General features: G+C 33.1%; 19 protein-coding genes. 9 read left to right on the top strand and 10 right to left on the bottom strand.

Annotated features, from left to right (window positions below):
- Positions 1 to 121 precede the first annotated feature (121 nt).
- Entirely contained in the window at positions 122 to 436 is a 315-nt protein-coding gene (locus ABXT64_RS09250) for a DUF3467 domain-containing protein (protein ID WP_443632638.1), read from the top strand.
- A 33-nt stretch (positions 437 to 469) separates the two neighbouring features.
- Here the strand turns inward: ABXT64_RS09250 and ABXT64_RS09255 are convergent, their stop codons facing one another.
- On the bottom strand, positions 470 to 2,056 hold the full coding sequence (locus ABXT64_RS09255) for a peptide chain release factor 3 (RefSeq protein ID WP_443632639.1): 1,587 nt from the start codon (positions 2,054 to 2,056) through the stop codon (positions 470 to 472).
- 383 nt (positions 2,057 to 2,439) lie between these two features.
- On the opposite strand from ABXT64_RS09255, the gene ABXT64_RS09260 reads away from it, so the two are divergent.
- The 7 genes from ABXT64_RS09260 (at position 2,440) to ABXT64_RS09290 (ending at position 16,038) form a co-directional block, all read left to right on the top strand.
- Positions 2,440 to 10,779: a DUF7507 domain-containing protein gene (locus ABXT64_RS09260; RefSeq protein WP_443632640.1), complete on the top strand. Its 8,340-nt coding sequence runs from the start codon at positions 2,440 to 2,442 to the stop codon at positions 10,777 to 10,779.
- A gap of 52 nt (positions 10,780 to 10,831) precedes the next feature.
- Entirely contained in the window at positions 10,832 to 11,776 is a 945-nt protein-coding gene (locus ABXT64_RS09265; protein WP_443634958.1) for a PorP/SprF family type IX secretion system membrane protein, read from the top strand.
- A gap of 11 nt (positions 11,777 to 11,787) precedes the next feature.
- Entirely contained in the window at positions 11,788 to 13,722 is a 1,935-nt protein-coding gene (locus ABXT64_RS09270) for an OmpA family protein (protein ID WP_443632641.1), read from the top strand.
- A 104-nt stretch (positions 13,723 to 13,826) separates the two neighbouring features.
- A complete protein-coding gene (gene idi / locus ABXT64_RS09275) occupies positions 13,827 to 14,345 on the top strand; it encodes an isopentenyl-diphosphate Delta-isomerase (protein ID WP_443632642.1) in 519 nt (172 codons plus the stop codon).
- Positions 14,342 to 14,749, top strand: a complete 408-nt coding sequence (locus tag ABXT64_RS09280) for a 6-pyruvoyl trahydropterin synthase family protein (protein WP_443632643.1) — start codon at positions 14,342 to 14,344, stop codon at positions 14,747 to 14,749. The genes idi and ABXT64_RS09280 overlap by 4 nt, the downstream gene beginning before the upstream one ends.
- A 10-nt stretch (positions 14,750 to 14,759) precedes the next feature.
- Complete coding sequence (locus ABXT64_RS09285) at positions 14,760 to 15,737, top strand: type I phosphomannose isomerase catalytic subunit (protein ID WP_443632644.1); 978 nt, start codon at positions 14,760 to 14,762, stop codon at positions 15,735 to 15,737.
- Positions 15,738 to 15,768: 31 nt separating this feature from the next.
- Positions 15,769 to 16,038 carry a hypothetical protein gene (locus ABXT64_RS09290; RefSeq protein WP_443632645.1) on the top strand — a complete coding sequence of 90 codons (270 nt, stop codon included), beginning with the start codon at positions 15,769 to 15,771 and terminating at the stop codon, positions 16,036 to 16,038.
- Positions 16,039 to 16,042: 4 nt separating this feature from the next.
- Here the strand turns inward: ABXT64_RS09290 and ABXT64_RS09295 are convergent, their stop codons facing one another.
- The 5 genes from ABXT64_RS09295 to ABXT64_RS09315 form a co-directional block, all read right to left on the bottom strand.
- Positions 16,043 to 16,741 (bottom strand): DUF4369 domain-containing protein, encoded by a 699-nt coding sequence (locus ABXT64_RS09295; RefSeq protein WP_443632646.1) that lies wholly within the window; start codon positions 16,739 to 16,741, stop codon positions 16,043 to 16,045.
- Positions 16,742 to 16,792: 51 nt separating this feature from the next.
- Positions 16,793 to 18,154, bottom strand: a complete 1,362-nt coding sequence (locus ABXT64_RS09300) for a DUF819 family protein (protein WP_443632647.1) — start codon at positions 18,152 to 18,154, stop codon at positions 16,793 to 16,795.
- Between the two features lie 48 nt (positions 18,155 to 18,202).
- On the bottom strand, positions 18,203 to 18,928 hold the full coding sequence (locus ABXT64_RS09305; RefSeq protein WP_443632648.1) for an FkbM family methyltransferase: 726 nt from the start codon (positions 18,926 to 18,928) through the stop codon (positions 18,203 to 18,205).
- 75 nt (positions 18,929 to 19,003) lie between these two features.
- Positions 19,004 to 19,165, bottom strand: coding sequence for an Arc family DNA-binding protein (locus ABXT64_RS09310; protein ID WP_443632649.1), 162 nt, complete (start codon positions 19,163 to 19,165; stop codon positions 19,004 to 19,006).
- A 152-nt stretch (positions 19,166 to 19,317) separates the two neighbouring features.
- The gene (locus ABXT64_RS09315; protein WP_443632650.1) at positions 19,318 to 20,178 is read right to left on the bottom strand and encodes an SPFH domain-containing protein; all 861 of its coding nucleotides are present in this window, start codon (positions 20,176 to 20,178) and stop codon (positions 19,318 to 19,320) included.
- Positions 20,179 to 20,296: 118 nt separating this feature from the next.
- Here ABXT64_RS09315 and ABXT64_RS09320 point away from each other — a divergent pair, with 118 nt between their 5' ends.
- The gene (locus ABXT64_RS09320) at positions 20,297 to 21,076 is read left to right on the top strand and encodes a S1/P1 nuclease (RefSeq protein WP_443632651.1); all 780 of its coding nucleotides are present in this window, start codon (positions 20,297 to 20,299) and stop codon (positions 21,074 to 21,076) included.
- A 7-nt stretch (positions 21,077 to 21,083) separates the two neighbouring features.
- Here ABXT64_RS09320 and ABXT64_RS09325 read toward each other — a convergent pair whose 3' ends face one another.
- From ABXT64_RS09325 to ABXT64_RS09340, 4 genes are all read right to left on the bottom strand, one after another.
- Positions 21,084 to 21,686 carry an alpha-ketoglutarate-dependent dioxygenase AlkB family protein gene (locus tag ABXT64_RS09325; protein WP_443632652.1) on the bottom strand — a complete coding sequence of 201 codons (603 nt, stop codon included), beginning with the start codon at positions 21,684 to 21,686 and terminating at the stop codon, positions 21,084 to 21,086.
- A gap of 1 nt (position 21,687) precedes the next feature.
- Positions 21,688 to 22,038 (bottom strand): DoxX family protein, encoded by a 351-nt coding sequence (locus ABXT64_RS09330; RefSeq protein WP_443632653.1) that lies wholly within the window; start codon positions 22,036 to 22,038, stop codon positions 21,688 to 21,690.
- Positions 22,039 to 22,101: 63 nt separating this feature from the next.
- Complete coding sequence (locus ABXT64_RS09335) at positions 22,102 to 22,980, bottom strand: T9SS type A sorting domain-containing protein (RefSeq protein WP_443632654.1); 879 nt, start codon at positions 22,978 to 22,980, stop codon at positions 22,102 to 22,104.
- Positions 22,981 to 23,093: 113 nt separating this feature from the next.
- Positions 23,094 to 23,483 (bottom strand): FG-GAP repeat domain-containing protein, encoded by a 390-nt coding sequence (locus ABXT64_RS09340; RefSeq protein ID WP_443632655.1) that lies wholly within the window; start codon positions 23,481 to 23,483, stop codon positions 23,094 to 23,096.
- Positions 23,484 to 23,636 lie beyond the last annotated feature (153 nt).

Here is a 23,636-nt window from a genome sequence, read left to right on the forward strand (position 1 = left end):
GATGCAGATCGGGATCTTGTAAATTGAAATATCAAAATCCCGTGACATATGTTATGGGATTTTGTTTTAAAGAAATATATTAATAGTCTTCCGTTTTCACGGAAGCGTAAACACATTTACGATGGCAGATCAAATTAAACCTAAAAAAGGTCAGATTAATATTGAATTAGATGAAAAAGTAGCCCAAGGTATTTATAGTAACTTGGCAATCATAAATCACTCTGTTTCTGAATTTGTAGTTGATTTTGTTACTATTATGCCAGGAGTACCTAAGAGTAAAGTGAAGTCTAGAATAATTTTAACTCCACAGCACGCAAAGCGTTTTCTAAAAGCATTGAATGATAATGTGAAACGTTTTGAAAAAGCACATGGCGAAATAGAAGAACATCAACAAACTCCAATGCCAATTAATTTTGGACCTGCTGGAGAAGCTTAATAAAAAAACCTCGATATTAATATCGAGGTTTTTTTATTTATACTCACTAACATAATGAAACTTTACATTTGGATATTTTGATTGTGTCATTTGCAATGTAAAACTAGAATCTGCAAAAAATACCAATTGCCCTCTTTTATCCTTAGCTAAAAACCTAGACTTCACTCTTTTGAAATCTAAATACTCTGCGCTTTTTTCATTATCTGTTTCAACCCAACACGCTTTATGAACGTTTAAGTTTTCATATCGACAGGTGGCACCATATTCATGTTCTAGTCTATATTGTATTACTTCAAATTGTAAAGCACCCACGGTTCCAATTACTTTTCTGCCATTTAGTTCTAAAATAAAAAGTTGAGCAACACCTTCATCCATTAATTGATCAATCCCCTTTTCAAGTTGCTTACTTTTCATGGGATCAGCATTATTAATAAACTTAAAGTGCTCTGGAGAAAAACTTGGAATACCTCTGTAGTTCATGTTTTCGCCTTCAGTTAACGTATCTCCTATTTTAAAGTTGCCGGTGTCATGAAGCCCTACTATATCTCCTGGATAGGATATATCTACAATTTGCTTTTTTTCAGCAAAGAATGCATTAGGGCTCGAAAATTTCATTTTCTTATTATTTCGAACATGTAAATAAGGTTTATTTCTTTCAAAAGTTCCAGAAACTATTTTTACAAATGCTAAACGATCTCTGTGTTTAGGGTCCATATTTGCATGAATTTTAAATACGAAACCACTAAACTCTTTTTCATCTGGAGATACTAATCTAGTATCACTTTCTTTGGGTCTAGGTGTTGGAGCAATTTCAATAAAACAATCTAATAATTCACGTACACCAAAACTATTTAATGCAGATCCAAAAAATACAGGTTGTAAATGCCCATTTAAATATTCATCTTTATTAAATTCAGGATAGATTCCTTCCATTAATTCTAATTCCTCACGTAGTGTATTTGCTGCTTTAGAAGTTATTAATTCATCTAAGGTACCATCATTAAGGTTTTCAATTTCAATAGTTTCTTCTATGTTCTTTCTGCTATCTCCACTAAAAAGGTTCACATTTTTCTCCCAAATATTATAAATACCTTTAAAATCGTACCCAATTCCAATAGGACAACTTAAAGGGGTTACCTTTAAATGAAGCTTTTGTTCTATTTCGTCTAATAATTCGAAAGTATCTTTTCCTTCACGATCTAATTTATTGACAAATACAATTATTGGAATATTTCGCATTCTACAAACTTCTACAAGTTTTTCAGTTTGCTCTTCAACTCCTTTTGCTACATCAATAACTACAATAACACTATCTACTGCAGTAAGAGTTCTAAAAGTGTCTTCAGCAAAATCTTTATGCCCTGGAGTATCTAAAATATTAATTTTTATGTCTTGATACTCGAATGCTAATACGGAAGTTGCTACAGAAATACCTCTCTGTCTTTCAATTTCCATAAAATCACTAGTAGCTCCCTTTTTTATTTTATTACTCTTTACTGCACCAGCTTCTTGTATTGCGCCACCAAAAAGTAATAATTTTTCCGTTAACGTGGTCTTTCCTGCATCTGGATGCGAGATAATTCCGAACGTTCTACGTCTATGAATTTCCTTATTTAACATGCTTAAAAAATATGATGCAAATATACAGGTTAGCTGTTGGTAAAAAAAGATATACTAGTCGATTATACGATTTTTTTTTACATTTTATAAGTATATGGTGGTTGTATTTTTTATGATAATTCTCACATAAATTCATTCTAAAAAACCTTAAAAACATTAGGTATAAGTGTATATACGTATATGTTGTTCCTACAAAAAACCTTTAATAAGTTAGTCGTTTTGTGTAGTTTGACGAAAATTTTTGTTAGTTCGGCGAAAATTTCATTTTTATTAAATTTGTAATACATTTCCGACTTAATTTTGACCCCGGAATGAAGTTTTAAATAATTAAAAGGCACATTTTCTTAAGAGAAAAGAGCATTAATAAATTGATAACCAAAATTATGAAAAAAAATATATTATTGTGTATAACAGCTATTTCAATGTTGTTATTTTCAAATGTAAGTTTTAGTCAAACACTTGAACTAGGAACACTTGACTCTTTTGGAGCTTTTTCAGGAACAGGAGGAATTGCAAATTCTGGTCAAATAGAGGGCGATACCGGAACATATAATGGAATATTTAGCGGTAATGGATCTAATTCTGGTCAACAATATCCTAGTGGTAGCCCTATATCTGCACAAGCTCAAAAAGATGTGCTTAGGGTATATATACACCTTAGTGATGTTTTTGTTACACAACCTAGTACTCATCCTTTAGTTTTTGGAAGTGGAGAAACTATTTATCCTGGCGTTTATTCCATGCCTGGTGCTGGCGCTATAAATGGAACTCTTACTCTTGATGGAAACGGAAATTCTGATTCTGTATTTATATTGAAATGGGAAGGAGCACTTACGGTGGGAGCAAGTGCAACGATTGTTTTATCTAATGGCACCAAAGCTGCTAATGTTTATTGGATTTCTGAAGGGGCTATAACTCTTGGAGCAAATAGTGTTGTAAGAGGCTCTGTATTCGCACATCCAGGAGGAATTACTGTTGGTGCAAATGGTACCATAGAAGGAAGATTGATTACCTCTGAAGGAGCTATATCTGTTGGAGCTGGTGGTTCGTTAGTGATTCCTGTGGGACCTAGTGATATTCAAATAAATTGTTTAGGTACCTGTGATTCTAATCCTAATGTTGATATTTTAGGAAGTGTGAAAGATTTTGCTATGTTTACTAGTTCTGGTGCTGTGTCAAATGCCGCTACATCTGGATTTGTTGGTGATATTGGTACAAATGCAGGTGCTATAACTGGTATACAGACTGGTGCTACAACTCATATTGGAGACAGATATCCTCCAGGCCTTGTTTCTGCACAAGCCTCACAAGATTTAAGTAGCGCTTATAACCAGCTTATGGCTATACAAAATACTCAACTTGGACATATTCCCGCTTTTGGAAATGGAGAAGCGATGCAACCTGGGGTTTATTATATAGCAGGAGCAGGGTCTTTACAAGGAACTATCGTTTTAGACGCTAATTTTGATCCCGATGCAGTATTTATTTTTAAGTTTTTAGGTGCACTTACAGTATACGCACAATCAAAAGTAATTTTGAAGAATGGAGCACGTCGTTGTAATGTTTTTTGGGTTTCTGGAGCTGGAGGTTCTGCAGCCATTGATATTGGAACATTTGCTTTTATTAAAGGAACGTTTCTTGCTCATGGCGGAGCTTGTACCGCAGGAGCAAATGTAAATTTAGAGGGACGAATGCTTTCTACAGCTGGAGCAATAGGATTTAGTACAGGTGTAATTTATAATGATACACTTTGCTTTGAAGATGAAATCGCTATTGTTAAGACAGGATTATTTCTTGACATGAACGAGGATCAGTGTGCTGATTCAGGAGAGACTATTGATTATACATTCACAGTAACCAATGAAGGAAATGAAAGTCTATCGGCTATCGTTGTAACAGATCCATTAGTTCCAGTAATCACATACGTATCAGGAGATACAAATGGCGATTTACTATTAGATGTAACGGAGACTTGGATTTACACAGGAGCCTATACCCTTGTTCAGTCTGATATCGTCGCAAAGCAGGTGACAAACCAAGCACTTGCAAGCGCTATTACATATAACGGATTTCTTATAACTGATTTATCAGGAGCAACAATTAATGATGATGATCCAACGGTAACAGATATATTGTGTCGAAAGATTGCACTTATCAAAGAGGGAGACTTAAATGTATTAGTTGGTGATTGTGCTGTTGCAGGAGATACTATTGATTATACATTCACAGTAACCAATCAAGGGGATGAAGGTCTATCGGCTATAAATGTAACAGATCCATTAGTTCCAATAATCACATACGTATCAGGAGATACAAATGGCGATTTACTATTAGATGTAACAGAGACTTGGATTTACACAGGAACCTATACCCTTGTTCAGGCAGATATTGTCGCAGGTCTTGTGATCAATCAAGCCACAGTTGTAGGTACTGGATCAGATAATACAACTGTAGTAACAGATTTTTCAGATGATAATTCAGTTTTAGAAAATGATCCAACGGTAAATTATACTTGTCCTATTGCAATTGTCAAAGAAGGAACGTTAAATGTATCAGATGGTGATTGTGCTGTTGCAGGAGATACTATTGAGTATACATTCACAGTAACCAATCAAGCGAATGAAATTCTATCGGCTATAAATGTCACAGACCCACTAGTTCCCATAATCACATACGTATCAGGAGATACAAATGGCGATTTACTATTAGATTTAATGGAGGTATGGATTCACACAGGAACCTATATCCTTGTTCAGGCAGATATTGTCGCAGGTCTTGTGACTAATCAAGCCACAGTTGTAGGTACTCAACCAGATGGAACTTCAGTAACAGATTTTTCAGATGATAATTCAGTTTTAGAAAATGATCCAACGGTAAATTATACTTGTCCTATTGCAATTGTCAAAGAAGGAACGTTAAATGTATCAGATGGTGATTGTGCTGTTGCAGGAGATACTATTGAGTATACATTCACAGTAACCAATCAAGCGAATGAAATTCTATCGGCTATCGTTGTAACAGATTTATTAGTTCCAGTAATCACATACGTATCAGGAGATACAAATGGCGATTTACTATTAGATGTAACGGAGACTTGGATTTACACAGGAACCTATATCCTTGTTCAGGCAGATATTGTCGCAGGTCTTGTGACTAATCAAGCCACAGTTGTAGGTACTCAACCAGATGGAACTTCAGTAACAGATTTTTCAGATGATAATTCAGTTTTAGAAAATGATCCAACGGTAAATTATACTTGTCCTATTGCAATTGTCAAAGAAGGAACGTTAAATGTATCAGATGGTGATTGTGCTGTTGCAGGAGATACTATTGAGTATACATTCACAGTAACCAATCAAGCGAATGAAATTCTATCGGCTATCGTTGTAACAGATTTATTAGTTCCAGTAATCACATACGTATCAGGAGATACAAATGGCGATTTACTATTAGATGTAACGGAGACTTGGATTTACACAGGAACCTATATCCTTGTTCAGGCAGATATTGTCGCAGGTCTTGTGACTAATCAAGCCACAGTTGTAGGTACTCAACCAGATGGAACTTCAGTAACAGATTTTTCAGATGATAATTCAGTTTTAGAAAATGATCCAACGGTAAATTATACTTGTCCTATTGCAATTGTCAAAGAAGGAACGTTAAATGTATCAGATGGTGATTGTGCTGTTGCAGGAGATACTATTGAGTATACATTCACAGTAACCAATCAAGCGAATGAAATTCTATCGGCTATCGTTGTAACAGATTTATTAGTTCCAGTAATCACATACGTATCAGGAGATACAAATGGCGATTTACTATTAGATGTAACGGAGACTTGGATTTACACAGGAACCTATATCCTTGTTCAGGCAGATATTGTCGCAGGTCTTGTGACTAATCAAGCCACAGTTGTAGGTACTCAACCAGATGGAACTTCAGTAACAGATTTTTCAGATGATAATTCAGTTTTAGAAAATGATCCAACGGTAAATTATACTTGTCCTATTGCAATTGTCAAAGAAGGAACGTTAAATGTATCAGATGGTGATTGTGCTGTTGCAGGAGATACTATTGAGTATACATTCACAGTAACCAATCAAGCGAATGAAATTCTATCGGCTATCGTTGTAACAGATTTATTAGTTCCAGTAATCACATACGTATCAGGAGATACAAATGGCGATTTACTATTAGATGTAACGGAGACTTGGATTTACACAGGAACCTATATCCTTGTTCAGGCAGATATTGTCGCAGGTCTTGTGACTAATCAAGCCACAGTTGTAGGTACTCAACCAGATGGAACTTCAGTAACAGATTTTTCAGATGATAATTCAGTTTTAGAAAATGATCCAACGGTAAATTATACTTGTCCTATTGCAATTGTCAAAGAAGGAACGTTAAATGTATCAGATGGTGATTGTGCTGTTGCAGGAGATACTATTGAGTATACATTCACAGTAACCAATCAAGCGAATGAAATTCTATCGGCTATCGTTGTAACAGATTTATTAGTTCCAGTAATCACATACGTATCAGGAGATACAAATGGCGATTTACTATTAGATGTAACGGAGACTTGGATTTACACAGGAACCTATATCCTTGTTCAGGCAGATATTGTCGCAGGTCTTGTGACTAATCAAGCCACAGTTGTAGGTACTCAACCAGATGGAACTTCAGTAACAGATTTTTCAGATGATAATTCAGTTTTAGAAAATGATCCAACGGTAAATTATACTTGTCCTATTGCAATTGTCAAAGAAGGAACGTTAAATGTATCAGATGGTGATTGTGCTGTTGCAGGAGATACTATTGAGTATACATTCACAGTAACCAATCAAGCGAATGAAATTCTATCGGCTATCGTTGTAACAGATTTATTAGTTCCAGTAATCACATACGTATCAGGAGATACAAATGGCGATTTACTATTAGATGTAACGGAGACTTGGATTTACACAGGAACCTATATCCTTGTTCAGGCAGATATTGTCGCAGGTCTTGTGACTAATCAAGCCACAGTTGTAGGTACTCAACCAGATGGAACTTCAGTAACAGATTTTTCAGATGATAATTCAGTTTTAGAAAATGATCCAACGGTAAATTATACTTGTCCTATTGCAATTGTCAAAGAAGGAACGTTAAATGTATCAGATGGTGATTGTGCTGTTGCAGGAGATACTATTGAGTATACATTCACAGTAACCAATCAAGCGAATGAAATTCTATCGGCTATCGTTGTAACAGATTTATTAGTTCCAGTAATCACATACGTATCAGGAGATACAAATGGCGATTTACTATTAGATGTAACGGAGACTTGGATTTACACAGGAACCTATATCCTTGTTCAGGCAGATATTGTCGCAGGTCTTGTGACTAATCAAGCCACAGTTGTAGGTACTCAACCAGATGGAACTTCAGTAACAGATTTTTCAGATGATAATTCAGTTTTAGAAAATGATCCAACGGTAAATTATACTTGTCCTATTGCAATTGTCAAAGAAGGAACGTTAAATGTATCAGATGGTGATTGTGCTGTTGCAGGAGATACTATTGAGTATACATTCACAGTAACCAATCAAGCGAATGAAATTCTATCGGCTATCGTTGTAACAGATTTATTAGTTCCAGTAATCACATACGTATCAGGAGATACAAATGGCGATTTACTATTAGATGTAACGGAGACTTGGATTTACACAGGAACCTATATCCTTGTTCAGGCAGATATTGTCGCAGGTCAGGTGACTAATCAAGCCACAGTTGTAGGTACTCAACCAGATGGAACTTCAGTAACAGATTTTTCAGATGATAATTCAGTTTTAGAAAATGATCCAACGGTAAATTATACTTGTCCTATTGCAATTGTCAAAGAAGGAACGTTAAATGTATCAGATGGTGATTGTGCTGTTGCAGGAGATACTATTGAGTATACATTCATAGTAACCAATCAATCGAATGAAATTCTATCGGCTATCGTTGTAACAGATTTATTAGTTCCAGTAATCACATACGTATTAGGAGATACAAATGGCGATTTACTATTAGATGTAACGGAGACTTGGATTTACACAGGAACCTATATCCTTGTTCAGGCAGATATTGTCGCAGGTCAGGTGACTAATCAAGCCACAGTTGTAGGTACTCAACCAGATGGAACTTCAGTAACAGATTTTTCAGATGATAATTCAGTTTTAGAAAATGATCCAACGTTAACAATTTTATGTCCAAATTCAATGAGTTTGATTAAAAACCAAACTTCACCAGCAGGTGGATTGGGCGACACACTTACGTATGATATCGTTGTAACAAACACAGGAACAACAATCTTAACAGATATCGAGATTACAGATGCAAATGCTGTGATTACTGGAGGCAATCCAATTGCAAGTTTATTACCAGGAGCAAGTGCTACGGTAACAGCAGTTCATGAGATTACACAAGGCGATATTGATTTAGGATATATTGAGAACATTGCTATGGGATTAGGAGACAGTCCAGATGGAACTGATGATGTAAGCGATGATAGTGATGCAGGAACCGATGTAAATGGTGATCCAATTTTAGATCCTGAAGGAACTGAAACTCCAGATGGAGACGGTACGACTAATGGTGATCCAACAGATGATCCAACGGTAACTGTAATAGAACAAGCTTCATCAATGAGTTTGATTAAAAACCAAACTTCACCAGCAGGTGGATTGGGCGACACACTTACGTATGATATCGTTGTAACAAACACAGGAACAACAATCTTAACAGATATCGAGATTACAGATGCAAATGCTGTGATTACTGGAGGCAATCCAATTGCAAGTTTATTACCAGGAGCAAGTGCTACGGTAACAGCAGCTCATGAGATTACACAAGACGATATTGATTTAGGATATGTTGAGAACATTGCTATAGGATTAGGAGACAGTCCAGATGGAACTGATGATGTAGGTGACGATAGTGATGCAGGAACCGATGTAAATGGCGATCCAATTTTAGATCCTGAAGGAACTGAAACTCCAGATGGAGACGGTACGACTAATGGTGATCCAACAGATGATCCAACGGTAACTGTAATAGGACAAATAGGACAAAATACATCATCAATGAGTTTGATTAAAAACCAAACTTCATCAGCAGGTGGATTAGGCGACACACTTACATATGATATCGTTGTAACAAACACAGGAACCACAATCTTAACAGATATCGAGATTACAGATGCAAATGCTGTGATTACTGGAGGCAATCCAATTGCAAGTTTATTACCAGGAGAGAGTGTTACGATAACAGCAGCGCATGAGATTACACAAGACGATATTGATTTAGGATATGTTGAGAACATTGCTATAGGATTAGGAGACAGTCCAGATGGAACTGATGATGTAGGTGATGATAGTGATGCAGGAACCGATGTAAATGGCGATCCAATTTTAGATCCTGAAGGAACTGAAACTCCAGATGGAGACGGTACGACTAATGGTGATCCAACAGATGATCCAACAGTAACTGTAATAGGACAAGATCCATCATCAATGAGTTTGATTAAAAACCAAACTTCATCAGCAGGTGGGTTAGGCGACACACTTACGTATGATATCGTTGTAACAAACACAGGAACCACAATCTTAACAGATATCGTGATTACAGATGCAAATGCTGTGATTACTGGAGGCAATCCAATTGCAAGTTTATTACCAGGAGAGAGTGTTACGATAACAGCAGCGCATGAGATTACACAAGACGATATTGATTTAGGATATGTTGAGAACATTGCTATAGGATTAGGAGACAGTCCTGATGGAACTGATGATGTAGGTGATGATAGTGATGCAGGAACCGATGTAAATGGCGATCCAATTTTAGATCCTGAAGGAACTGAAACTCCAGATGGAGACGGCACGACTAATGGTGATCCAACAGATGATCCAACGATAACTGTAATAGAACAAGCTTCATCAATGAGTTTGATTAAAAACCAAACTTCACAAGAAGTAGAATTGGGCGACACACTTACGTATGAAATCGTTGTAACAAACACAGGAAACACAACCTTAACAGATATCGAGATTACAGATGCAAATGCTGTGATTACTGGAGGCTTCGTCAATCCAATTGAAAGTTTAATGCCAGGAGCGAGTGTTACGATAACAGCAGAGCATGAGATTACACAAGGAGATATTGATTTAACATATGTTGAGAACATTGCTATGGGGTTAGGAGACAGTCCAAATGGAACTGATGATGTAGGTGATGATAGTGATGCAGGAACCGATATAAATGGCAATCCAATTTTAGATTCTGAAACTGTAGAGACACCAAACGGAGACGGTTCAACGAATCAAGATCCAACAGATGATCCAACGATTACTGGCTTGTCAGGAATAGAAGGTGCACAGCTTATTATTTACAATGTTGTTACACCAAATAATGATGGCGCACATGATTACTTCCAGGTTTTAGGAATTCAAGAGTGGCCAAACAATAACATGAAGATTTATAATAGATGGGGAGTGTTAGTTTTTGAAACCGACGGATACGGTGGTAGTGATGGTAAGGAGAATGTCTTTACAGGAATTTCTGATGGAAGAGTTACAGTAAAAGAAACTGATGAATTACCAACAGGAACATATTTCTATGTGTTGACTCTTCTTGAAAATGAATTAGAGTCACCAGAAGGGAAGAATAATTACTCAGGATACTTATATATTAATAGATAGAAAATCAAAATTCTCGGGAGTGATTAACTCCCGAGGCTAAAAATAAAGAATGATGAAACACAATTACTTTACAATATTACTTTTGGTTTTACTTGGGACACTTGCTGTCCAATCACAACAAGACCCTCAGTATACGCAGTACATGTATAATACCCAAGTGATAAACCCAGCATACGCAGGGTCTGGAGACGCTTTAAGTGTAGGTTTGTTATACCGTACGCAATGGGTAGGATTGGAAGGAGCGCCTAAAACGGCTACCTTAACAGGACACATGCCTATAGGTTCTTTAGATAATATGGGGCTAGGATTATCAATTGTTACAGATGAAATAGGTCCCGCTAAAGAGACCAATTTAGTTGTTGACTACTCTTATACGATCAATACTTCAGCGAATGCACAATTAGCATTTGGTATAAAGGCAGGTATAGATTTATTAGATGTAGATTTTAATAAATTAAATCAGAATCCAAATACCCCCGATTCCCAATTGGTTAATAATGTTGATAATAAATTTCAGCCTCAAATTGGAGCTGGAGCCTATTATTATACAGATAATTATTATATTGGTTTATCTGTCCCAAATTTTTTAACGACAAATCATTTTGATGAATCTAGTATAACAAATACAAGTATTGAATCTTTAGCAGCTGAACGATTACATTATTTTTTAATCGCTGGTTATGTATTTGATATAAATGATAATTTAAAGTTTAAACCTGCAACCTTAATAAAAGCGATTAGTGGATCACCCTTACAGGCAGATTTTTCAGCTAACTTTTTAATTAATGATAAGTTTACTCTTGGAGCCGCATATAGATGGAGTGCAGCGATGAGTGCTATGGTTGGTTTTCAAGCAACCGAGCAGATATTTATTGGCTTTGGATATGATTACCAGACTACAGATATTGAAGACTTTAGTGATGGATCGTATGAATTCATGCTTCGCTTTGACGTGTTCCATAAACCAGAAAGAGTGTTAACTCCTAGATTCTTTTAAATAAATTAAGCATGAAAACATTTATACAAAAAATAGTACTCATTACTATAGTTCTATTAACAACGTCGGTTTCATTATCACAAAAAAATCAAATCGAAAAAGGAAATAAAGAGTTTGATAAGTATTCTTTTATTGACGCACGAGAAATATATCTGAAAGTTATTGAAGACGGATACGAATCTGCAGAAATATATAAGAAACTAGGGGATACCTATTATTTTAATGGAGATTATGACAATGCTTCTAAATGGTATACCAAGCTAATTGATAAATATCCAGGACTAACAGAACCAGTTTATTTATATAGAGGAGCACAATCTTTAAAAAGCATATATAAATACGAAGAATCTGACGAATTAATGATTGCTTACGCAGCACTTGGAGGAGAAGGATTAATAGTAAAACACTTTGAAAGTAACCCTGAATATTTAAAAAATATTGCGTTTCAATCTAAAGCATATGAGATTGAAAAAGTTTCAATTAATACAAAATATTCAGATTTTGGACCTTCTTTTTATAATAATAAAATAGTTTTTGCTTCTAATTCAAATGCTACTGAGGGGTCTACAAACTCAGTATGGAATGATCTACCTTTTTTAGATTTATTTGAAGCTGATGTAGATGATAAAGGTCTTTTATCTAATGTCACTAAAATGAATGGTGATATTAATACAAATTATCATGAATCATCTACGGCTTTTACTAAAGATGGGACAACCGTTTATTTCACTAGAAATAATTTTATAAATGGAAGAAAAGGTAAAGATAAAAATAAGACAATACGTTTAAAGCTATACAGATCGACCTTGTCTGGAGAAAATTATTGGACAGATACCGTAGAGTTACCATTTAATAATGAAGAATATTCAGTTGCGCATCCAGCTTTAAGTTTAGATCAAAAAAGATTGTATTTCTCCTCAGATATGCCAGGAACCATTGGTGAATCTGATTTGTGGTACGTAGATATTTTAGGTGGTAATACCTATAGTGACCCAGTTAACTTAGGTCCATCTATTAATACCGAAGCTAGAGAGACATTTCCTTTTATTAGTGATATGAATAATATGTACTTCTCAAGTGATGGTAGATCAGGTTTAGGAGGATTAGATGTTTTTGTTACTCCTTTAGATGAAAATGGTAAATCAAGTGTTATCACAAACCTTGGAGAACCAGCAAATAGTAATTTAGATGATTTTGGTTTTATTATTAACGAAACGAAACGAATTGGATACTTATCCTCTAATAGAGATGGAAATGGTGGTAGTGTCGATGATGAAATTTATAGAGTTCAAGAATGTAAATTACTACTTATTGGAACTGTTACAAATGCTGATACTAAAGAAGTTATTGAAGGAGCTACAGTTGAGTTACTTGATGAAAATAATAAATCGTTAGAGTCAGTAGTTTCTGGAACTGATGGAAGATATGAATTCACATCTGCATTAGAGTGTGGTAAAGTATACATTATAAGAGCAAGTAGCACTGGATGTGAATTTAATGAGAAAGTTATTGAAACACCCCTAGCTGAATCTAAACTATATGAGGTCCCAATGGCCTTAGATTGTGATCCTTGTCCTCCTAATGATTTAGGATGCCGTTTAGGTCTACAGCCAATCTATTTTGATTTCGATCGATTTAATATTCGTCCAGATGCTGAAATAGAATTAGCGAAAATTCTTGCAGCAATGAGACAATATACCGAAATTATTATTCATATCGAATCTCATACTGATTCTCGAGCACCTCAAAAATACAATGAGTTGCTTTCAGGAAAAAGAGCACAATCAACTTTAAATTGGTTAGTTGATCAAGGGATAGATAGAGCAAGATTATCTGCAAAAGGATATGGAGAATCTCAATTAGTAAATCAATGTGCAGATAAAGTTGAATGTACAGAAGAAGAACACCAATTAAATAGACGTTCTATGTTTATTATACAGAATTAAAAAACATACTTAATAGTTTTTAAAAAGCGTTCAATAAATTATTGAACGCTTTTTGATTTTTTACATCTGTCATTTTCGTATTTTTGCTAAAAGCAAATTTGTAAATGGTAGAGGAAAAAGTCATACTTGTTAATGAAAAAGATGAGAAGATTGGATTAATGCCCAAACTTGAAGCTCATGAAAAAGGATTGTTACACAGAGCTTTTTCAGTTTTTGTGATTAATCATAAAAATGAGTTGATGTTGCAAAAAAGAGCTTTGCATAAATATCACTCCCCAGGACTTTGGACGAATACTTGTTGCAGTCATCAAAGAGACAGCGAAACCTCGTTAGAAGCAGGTAGAAGAAGGTTACAAGAGGAAATGGGTTTTGTGACAGATTTAGAAGAATCGATTAGTTTTATTTATAAAGCTCCTTTTGATAATGGCCTAACTGAACATGAATTTGATCATGTACTTATAGGTAATTATGAAGAAAATCCTAAGATCAATGAAGAAGAAGTAGTTGAGTGGAAATGGATGTCATTGGAGGCTGTTAGTGAAAGTATAAAACTAAATCCAGAGCTCTATACAGTTTGGTTTAAAATCATTTTTGAAAAATATTATAATCATATCATAGCATGAGTTTAACAGTTTATAGAAAGGCCCATTTTAATGCTGCACACCGACTTACAAGAAAAGATTGGAGTGAAGAAAAAAATAATGCTGTTTTTGGAAAATGTAATAACCCCAATTTTCATGGTCATAATTATGAATTGATTGTTGGTTTAACAGGAGAAATAGATAAGGAAACAGGATATTTAATTGATTTAAAAATTCTGAAAGATATTATCAAAGAAGAAGTAGAAGATAGTTTTGACCATAAAAACTTAAACATAGAAGTACCTGAGTTTAAAAATTTGAATCCCACAATGGAGAATATTGCAATTGTAATTTGGAATAAATTACGAAAACGGATTGACAACTCTTTTGCTATATCTATTAAGTTATTTGAAACTCCTCGAAATTTTGTAGTATATACAGGTTAAATTAATTCGATTGAAAATAACAAAACATCTTTATCCATTAAAATTTATACCTATACTAAAAGAAAAAGTATGGGGAGGAAATAAATTAGCACAAGTATATAATAAAGAAGATTTCAAAAATATTGGTGAAAGCTGGGAGATTTCTGGAGTTCAAGAAAGTATTTCGATCGTTAGTAATGGAAACTTAAAAGGAACAAGCCTCAATCAATTAATCGAAACGTTTAAAGAGTATCTAGTTGGTAAAGAGGTATATCAAAACTTTGGAAATACTTTTCCGTTATTGTTTAAATTTATTGATGCTAAAGAGGATCTTTCAGTACAATTACATCCAAATGATATATTAGCTAAAGAGAGACATCAATCTTTTGGTAAAACAGAAATGTGGTATATTTTAGATGCTGAGAAAGACGCAAGATTAATTCTTGGTTTTAATCAAGAGATGAATGAAACTATTTATAAAAAACATCTGTTAAAGAACTCGCTTACGGATATTCTTCATTCAGAAAAAGTAAATAAAGGAGATTCCTTTTTTATAGCCCCGGGAACTATTCACGCAATAGGTTCAGGAGTGGTTTTAGCAGAGATCCAACAAACATCAGATATAACATATCGAATATTTGATTGGGATCGCCCAAGCATTGGTGGAGAATTAAGAGAATTGCATAATGACTTAGCGTTAGAAGCAATAAACTTTGCGCCAATAGATGCTAAATTAAAATATTCAGAAAAAACAAATACTCCAATCTCTTTATGTAAGTCACCTTACTTTATAACAAATAAATTAGTGCTTTCAGAAAGAATTAAAAGAGATATTTCAAAAATTGATTCTTTTGTGGTGTATATGTGTGTTGAAGGTGAAGCAACTTTTAAAACGAAAGGACATTCAGAAATGATCTTAAAAGGGGAAACTATACTAATTCCATCGGTAATTAAAAAACTTAGGATAAAAACAAATCAAGCAACACTTTTAGAAGTCTATATGCCTTAAATGTAGTACTTTTGCAGCAAAATAAAATATTATGGCAAGTATACGCGATTTAAAGAAAGATATTAATTTCGTTTTAGGAGATATTATTGAAGCTGTTTATATATGGGAGCTTACTAATCCTGCAAAGGACACGAAAAATTCACAAAAACTTATCGATGAAGCTATTGAGGTTTTTGATGATTTAATAGTGAAAGTTAATCAAAAAGATGTTGAAAATCAAAAACAACATTTTACAGCGGTTAATAAAGAATTAGAAGAAAAAGGTAGAGGTTTAATTGATAAAATTAATGCTTTAAGTTAATCTTTTAATTTTCACGACTTTTTATAAGAGACTCTAATGCTTTACCGTATTTAGAGTCTTTTATTTTAGGTGTAATTTTGTTGTAAACCGTATCAAGGTATTTTTTATTAATATTATTTACTTGATGCACCATTAAATAGGGAGCTATTTCAAAATCACTATGCCCAAAAGCAAAATTTACAGTAGCTAAATATCTGTTTGAAAGTATATTTCGTTGTTTTTGTTGAGCATCATTTACCAAAGAATCATTTCCATCTTTTTTGCCATTAAAATCTTGTTCTATCAATTCTAAGTTTTTGGCAGAATATCTTTTCATTAATTGATTATAATCATTCAAAAGATTTTGGTTTTCAGAACCAATAATAATAGCTTTTGTATTAAAATTATTTAAGTTCGTTTGAATACTTATTTCTTTGGGTTCAGCGAAAAAGGCAATTCGATCATCCAATAATGTGCCGTCTGAAATTTTTACATGTAAATAATATATTTCAGGACTTGCAACAATTGAAGTCAGGTTAAAAATTTCTTCTCCATTAATAACAATAGAATCTATGGTTACTAGAGTGAAATTTTCAATTTTTTGAAGTAGTAATGTGCCTTTTTTCAGCCCTTTTACTTGACCCGTTAATGTCATTGTGTTTTCATTGTTTGAACAACTAACTAATACAAGCAATATTGATAAAATAGAAATATAGTATTTCATTCTGTGTTTTATTTTAATGCGCAAATATGCTTATTTTTTTCTTATTTGAGCTTAAGAAACAGAAGCTAATTGCATTAATACGGTACATAAAATTGCGCCTATCGTTCCTACTGCATAACCAAATACAGCTAATAAAACACCAACAGTCGCTAAAGAAGGGTGAAATGCAGAAGCTACAATAGGAGCGGATGCTGCACCACCTACGTTTGCTTGACTTCCTACAGCTAAAAAGAAATAGGGAGCTTTTATAAGCTTTGCTACAAGAATTAATAGACCTGCATGTATTATCATCCAAACAACACCAATAGCCACCAATCCTAAATTATCAAAAATTAACATTAAATCCATTTTCATTCCAATACTTGCTACCAATACATAGATAAATACACTTCCAAGTTTACTGGCTCCAGCACCTTCATAACTTCTTGCTTTTGTAAATGAAAGAATGATACCGATGATAGTTGTTATAGTAATCATCCAGAAAAAACTCGAACTTAAAAAAGTAAACATATTTTTAGTAATTCCTGCATCTAAACTGTTGACAAAATTTTCAAAAAAGGCACTTAAATATCCAGCACCGAAATGCGCAAAACTTACGGTTCCAAAAGCGATAGCCGCTAATATCATAAGGTCCGTAAGACTTGGGTTTCTTTCTACTTTTTTAGCATATGTTGACATTTTTTCTTTTAAGCTTTCAATTGCAGAAGTATCAGCTTTTAACCATTTGTCAATCTTAGCTGATTTCCCAATACCTAATAAAATAATAGCCATCCATATATTGGCAACGACAATATCGACAAATACCATTCCACCATATAATTTTTGATTGTATTGATAGACTTCTAACATCGCGGTTTGATTTGCGCCTCCACCAATCCAACTTCCTGCAAGTGTTGAAAGACCTCTCCAAACATCGTTAAATTCACCAACTCCAGCGGCTGGAAAAATAGGGGTTGCTAATGTTTCAGGAGAAATTGCACTAATAATTAATATAGCAATAGGTCCACCAATGATAATCCCAATGGTACCTGTTATAAACATAATTAAGGCTTTCGGACCTAAATTAAAAACACCTTTTAAATCGATGCTTAAAGTCATTAAAACTAGTGCAGCTGGAAGTAAATACCGACTAGACATATAGTATAAATTAGAACTTCCTTTTATAGCTTCTCCAGATTCTTTAATTGTTAACCATTCAGGAGATATTAAACCAGTAGTTGTTAAAAAAGCTGGAATCATATATGCCATAAATAATGCAGGAACTACTTTATAGAACTTAGACCAGGGCCCAGTATTTTTATTTGAAGTATAAAAAATAAGTCCTAGGCAAACCATTAAAAGTCCAAAAACAATGGTGTCGCTTGTAAATAAGGGAGTGGTGTCCTTTAATACTTCAATAACTGTATCCTGCATAAATTTAGTTTTGCTGCAAAATACAAATATTTAGGAATAGAAATTAATTTATTTTAGAATCGCAATATAATTTGCTGCTGAAGGATACGATTCAAGTGATGAATCGAATTTTTTAATTGCAATTTTCCCCCAGAATGTTAATCGATATATGTTATAATTTTTATGAAGAATATTATAAGCTTCTTCAATGGTGTTGGTTGTATTTTTCCAAAGATAATTGTACTCCAGTTGGATGCTACCAATTTTTTTCTCCTGAATCATTTTCAAAGCACCTTTTAAAACATTTACTTCATGACCTTCTACATCAATTTTTAAATAATCAACAAAGTCAATTTGATTTGCTTCAGAAAAATGATCTATAGTTTGTAAGGTAGTTTCAATTCTATTTGTGTTATCTGAAATTAAATCGGGATGTTTTTCTAAAGAATTCGTACCGTTTAATTTACCATATTCGTAAATGTTACGACTTCCTAATACGTCTGAAAAAGCAAAATTATTTAGCGTAACATTTTTTGCATCCTTATGTCTTAAGGTAAGTTGCTTAAATGTATCTGGAATAGGCTCAAAACATTGAATGTTTACTTCCGGATTAAATTCTAATATTTTTTCTGAATATTCTCCAATATTAGCACCTACATCAAATATTAAACTCGTACTATCAAGTTTAGCAACGTGTTCTTTTAGAAATTTATATTCTCCATTTCGATAAGGATTAGACATTAAAAGTCCTTTAACATGGGAAGGGTAAAGTGCTACTTTTTCAAAAAAATTCATAGAAGTTTATGCGGTTAATTGTAATTATAAATTTTGAGCAATGTACTTATTTTTGACTCAGAATGATAAAGTTTTTTATTTTTTGTTTCTAGGGTTTCTGTTTGCTTTTTTTAAACTTTCATTTAACATCCACTCAATTTGACCATTTGTACTACGAAATTCATCCGAAGCCCATTTTTCAATAGCTTTCATCATATCTTCATTGACTCTTAGTGCAAACGCTTTCTTTTTAGCCATAATAAGCTAGAATTTAATGGTTTTATTTATTACAATCAGTAGTAACGTAATTATTGTAATTAATATAGTAATAATATTTTCAGGACCTTCTTTTTCTTGAGTACCTATCTTTTTTTCTGAAAGCAATTTAAATGCTAATTTATTCTTTCGTATTATGTATTCAAAGTCCCAGTGTTTAAAACAGGTGAAGCATCTTTATCACCACAAAGTATAATCATCAAATTACTAACCATGGCTGCTTTACGGTCATCGTCTAATTCAATAATATTTTTTTTACTTAATTCATTTAAAGCCATTTCTACCATACTAACTGCGCCTTCAACAATCTTATGTCTTGCAGCAACGATTGCAGTTGCTTGTTGCCTTTTAAGCATTGCACTAGCGATTTCATTTGAATAGGCTAAATATCCAATTCTAGATTCAAGAACTTCAATTCCTGCTATATCTAAACGTGCTTCTAATTCTGTTTCTAATGCATCATTCACTTCAGACATACTAGAGCGAAGGGTTATTTCTTCAGCCATACCTTCATCAGCAAAATTATCGTAAGGATATTTACTGGCTAATTCTCTCACCGCTGCATCTGTTTGGACTCTCACAAAATTTTCATAATTGTCTACATCAAAAGCTGATTTATAAGTATCGCTTACTTTCCAAACTAAAATTGTACTTATTATTATCGGATTTCCAAGTTTGTCATTTACTTTTAATCGTTCACTGTCAAAATTTCGTGCTCTCAGTGAAATTTTCTTTTTTACGTATAATGGATTTACCCAAAATATTCCGTTTTGTTTAATGGTTCCTGTGTATTTACCAAATAATAATAATACACGAGAGCTATTTGGATTTATGAGAATAAAACCAGGAATCATAATAATCCCGAGTATGATTGATAACATAAAGAGGGGCATTTTAACAGCTATTAATCCTGCAACTCCTCCAAAAAACAAAAGAGTAAATACAAATAACATAGCATAGCCATTAGCAGGGATGATCGTTTTTTCTTGCGACATAATATTTTAATTTAATTTGATATCATAATGATATCAAACAAATATATGTTGTAAAATTATAGTATCCAAATAATTTATAAGAAAATTAGCTTTGCTATATTTGTAAAAATCATTTATTATGAAAAATATTCAATTCCTTTTTATTTTATTGTTTGTTAGTATTTTGTCTTTAAATGCAGCAGAAGATTGGGGTGCAACTGGTCATAGAGTAACAGGGCAAATTGCAGAAAATCATCTTTCCAATAAGGCTAAAAAAACTATTAATAAATTATTAAAAGGTGAATCTTTGGCTTTTTTATCTACGTATGGAGATGAAATAAAAAGTGATGATAAATATAGAGAGTATTATACTTGGCATTATGTGAACTTTCCATTTGAAAGTACCTATGACGAGCATCCTAAAAGCCCAAAAGGGGACTTAATAGTAGGAATAAAAAAATGTATTGATATATTAAAAAATGTGAACAGTACTCAAGAAGAAAAAATATTCCATCTTAAAATGTTGGTTCACTTTATTGGTGATTTACATCAACCATTACATGTAGGTATAGCAGCAGATAAAGGCGGAAATAAACTTCAAGTGCAATGGTTTAATGATGGAACTAATTTACATTCGGTTTGGGATACAAAAATGATTGAAAGTTATAATATGTCTTATTCCGAGTTAGCTTCAAATGTTAGAAAATTAAACAAACATCAAATCAAAGGATTACAAAAAGGAACTCCTATCGATTGGATGTATGAAAGCCGTGCATTATGTGAAGAAATTTATAGCAATGTAAAAGTTGGCGAGAACTTACGGTATAAATATAGTTATGACTATATGGGTACAGTAAGATCACAACTTCAAAAAGGAGGCATAAGATTAGCTTCTGTTTTAAACGAAATTTTTGGGTAAAATACCTTTAGATTTGTCTAAAAGTTAAATTAATTCTAGGAGATTGAATCGCCTTAGATTTAGGAATTTGATGTTGCCAAAAATGTTGGGTTTCACCTTTCATGATTAATAAACTTCCGTGTTCTAATAATAATTTATAACTGAGTTCTTTGTTTTCTTTATGCTTTAAATGAAAAAAACGTTCCGCACCAAGAGTTAGTGAAGCAATCACAGGATTTTTACCTAATTCTTTTTCATCGTCACTATGCCAACCCATACTATCATTCCCGTTTCGATATAAATTTATTAATACAGCAGTAAACTTAATTTCTGAAACTTTTTCAATTTCATTTTTTAATTCAATTAAAAGAGGGGAGAAAATGTTTGGTGCCATGGTAAGGCCAGAATAACTGTATGCTTTTTCATCTAAACCATACAATGCAGTTAATCGAGGTTGTTTAAAGGTTTTGCCATACACAGTTATATCATCCTGTTGCCACTCGGTTTCAGACAATAATCTGTTATAATATTCTGCCCCTTTTTCAGAAGCAAAAAAAGAGGGATAATACACAATATCTGCTTGAGGTAAGTCTAGTCGAATTTCTTTTTCATGAGAAGAAAATAAATTCATCTTAACAATATAAATAAGCCCAATACATAATGGCCAATTGCATAGGAAACCTTGCAATAAGCAACCATTTTGGTATTTTCATTGAAGCCTCTTTATGTTGTAACATATGAACATGAACGGGTATAAAAAGAATCAATAAAACAATAATTCCCCATGCGCCTATAGATTGACTTTCTTTTGTGATTAGCATGAATCCGAAAATCATTTCTAAAATTCCTGTAAATAAAACCATGCTACTATGGCCAGGAATATAAGAAGGCATAATGCGTTCGTAAACTTTAGGCTTTCTAAAGTGATTAAAACCAGCTGCTATAAATAAAACAGCTAAAAGATATTGGTGCCAAGGAAACATATAATTTTATTTAATGTTTCAAAAATAGTTTATTTTTATTTTAGGAATACTAAAGTAAACTTCTTATTGTTTAATAATCTTTTCTACAATAATTCCTTTTTCCGTTTCTAATTGTACAAACAATAATCCATCTGTAAGCGTTGAAATATTTATTTGATTTGAAGGATTATTTATAATAAACAATTCTCTTCCTAATACATCATAAATTGTTACAGAGTTTATTAAAATTTCATTTTGAAAAGATATATTTATAAATTCATGAGTAGGATTTGGGTAGATATTTAAATTAAAAAAATCTAAATCTTGAGTAGAAAGATTACCTAAATTTTCATACCAAGCAATTTTACTATCCCAATAAGAAGAAGAGAGCACATCTATTTTACCATCATCATTAATATCTGTTATCAGAACTTGAAGTACACCATCAGCTTCCGTAGAGATAATATTTGCCATACTAAAATTTCCTAATCCATCAAGGTTTTCATACCAAGAAACATAATCATCTCCACGACCCGATACAACATCCATATCTCCATCATTATCAATATCTGCAGCTACTACCGAAAAACCATAAAGCTCTTCTGGACTACTTATTAATTGTTGTTCCCCAAAAGTACCTTGTCCATTGATGTTTTCATACCAAGCAATTTTACCATCATTTCTTGAAGCTGAAAGTACATCCATATCACCATCTCCATCTAAGTCTGCAGCATTAATTTCTTTTAAAATGTCAAGATTATTTATTGTAATAATTTGTTCTTCACCAAAATTACCTAAACCATCAAGATTCTCAAACCATTCTATGTTGTCATGATATCCTCCAGAGACTACATCTATATCACCATCATTATCGATATCTACAGGTAAGTTGTATATTATTTTAAAACCATCTACTTCTTCCTCAAAAATGATTCTTGGACTAAAATTACTTTGATCATTCAAATTTTAAACCAAATTAGTTTTCTGTAAGCTGTTGCAACTATATCAATATCTCCATCTCCATCAATGTCTGCTGGGTTTATACGATTAAAATCAAATTCATCAATAGAAATTATTTATTCAACTCCGAAATTTCCTAGACCATCTATATTTTCATACCATGCTAATTTAGTAGGGTATTCAATATATCTTGAAATTAATACAATATCATTATCTCCATCTCCGTCTAAATCTGCAGCAAAAGCATTACGAGCTGATGTTATATTATTGTCAATAATTTGAGGTTGTCCAAATGTGCCTTGCCCATCTGTATTTTTATACCAAACTAATAATTTATCTAATCCAGAAGAAACAGAAAGTATATCTTTATAATTATCTCCATCTAGGTCAGCAGTAAATATACTTGAAGGTAAAGCATCAATAGAAACAATTTGCTGTTCTCCAAATTGAGCATATCCATTTATATAAAATAGAATCCCAAAGAAAATGATTATTTTATTTTTCATAAGTAATTAAAATTAATTTTAATTCTAAAACTTTGCAGGGGAGTAAATAAAACAGGAATAATATGCTTTATTTCACAAGTTTATTTAAAAAGTGCTTCACTAAGTTAGTCATAAAAATAGCTAAATACAAAAAAGCCGTCCCAAATTAATTGG

Source organism: Candidatus Marifrigoribacter sp. Uisw_064 (genome assembly GCF_047730175.1).
Taxonomy (GTDB): Bacteria; Bacteroidota; Bacteroidia; order Flavobacteriales; family Flavobacteriaceae; genus Marifrigoribacter.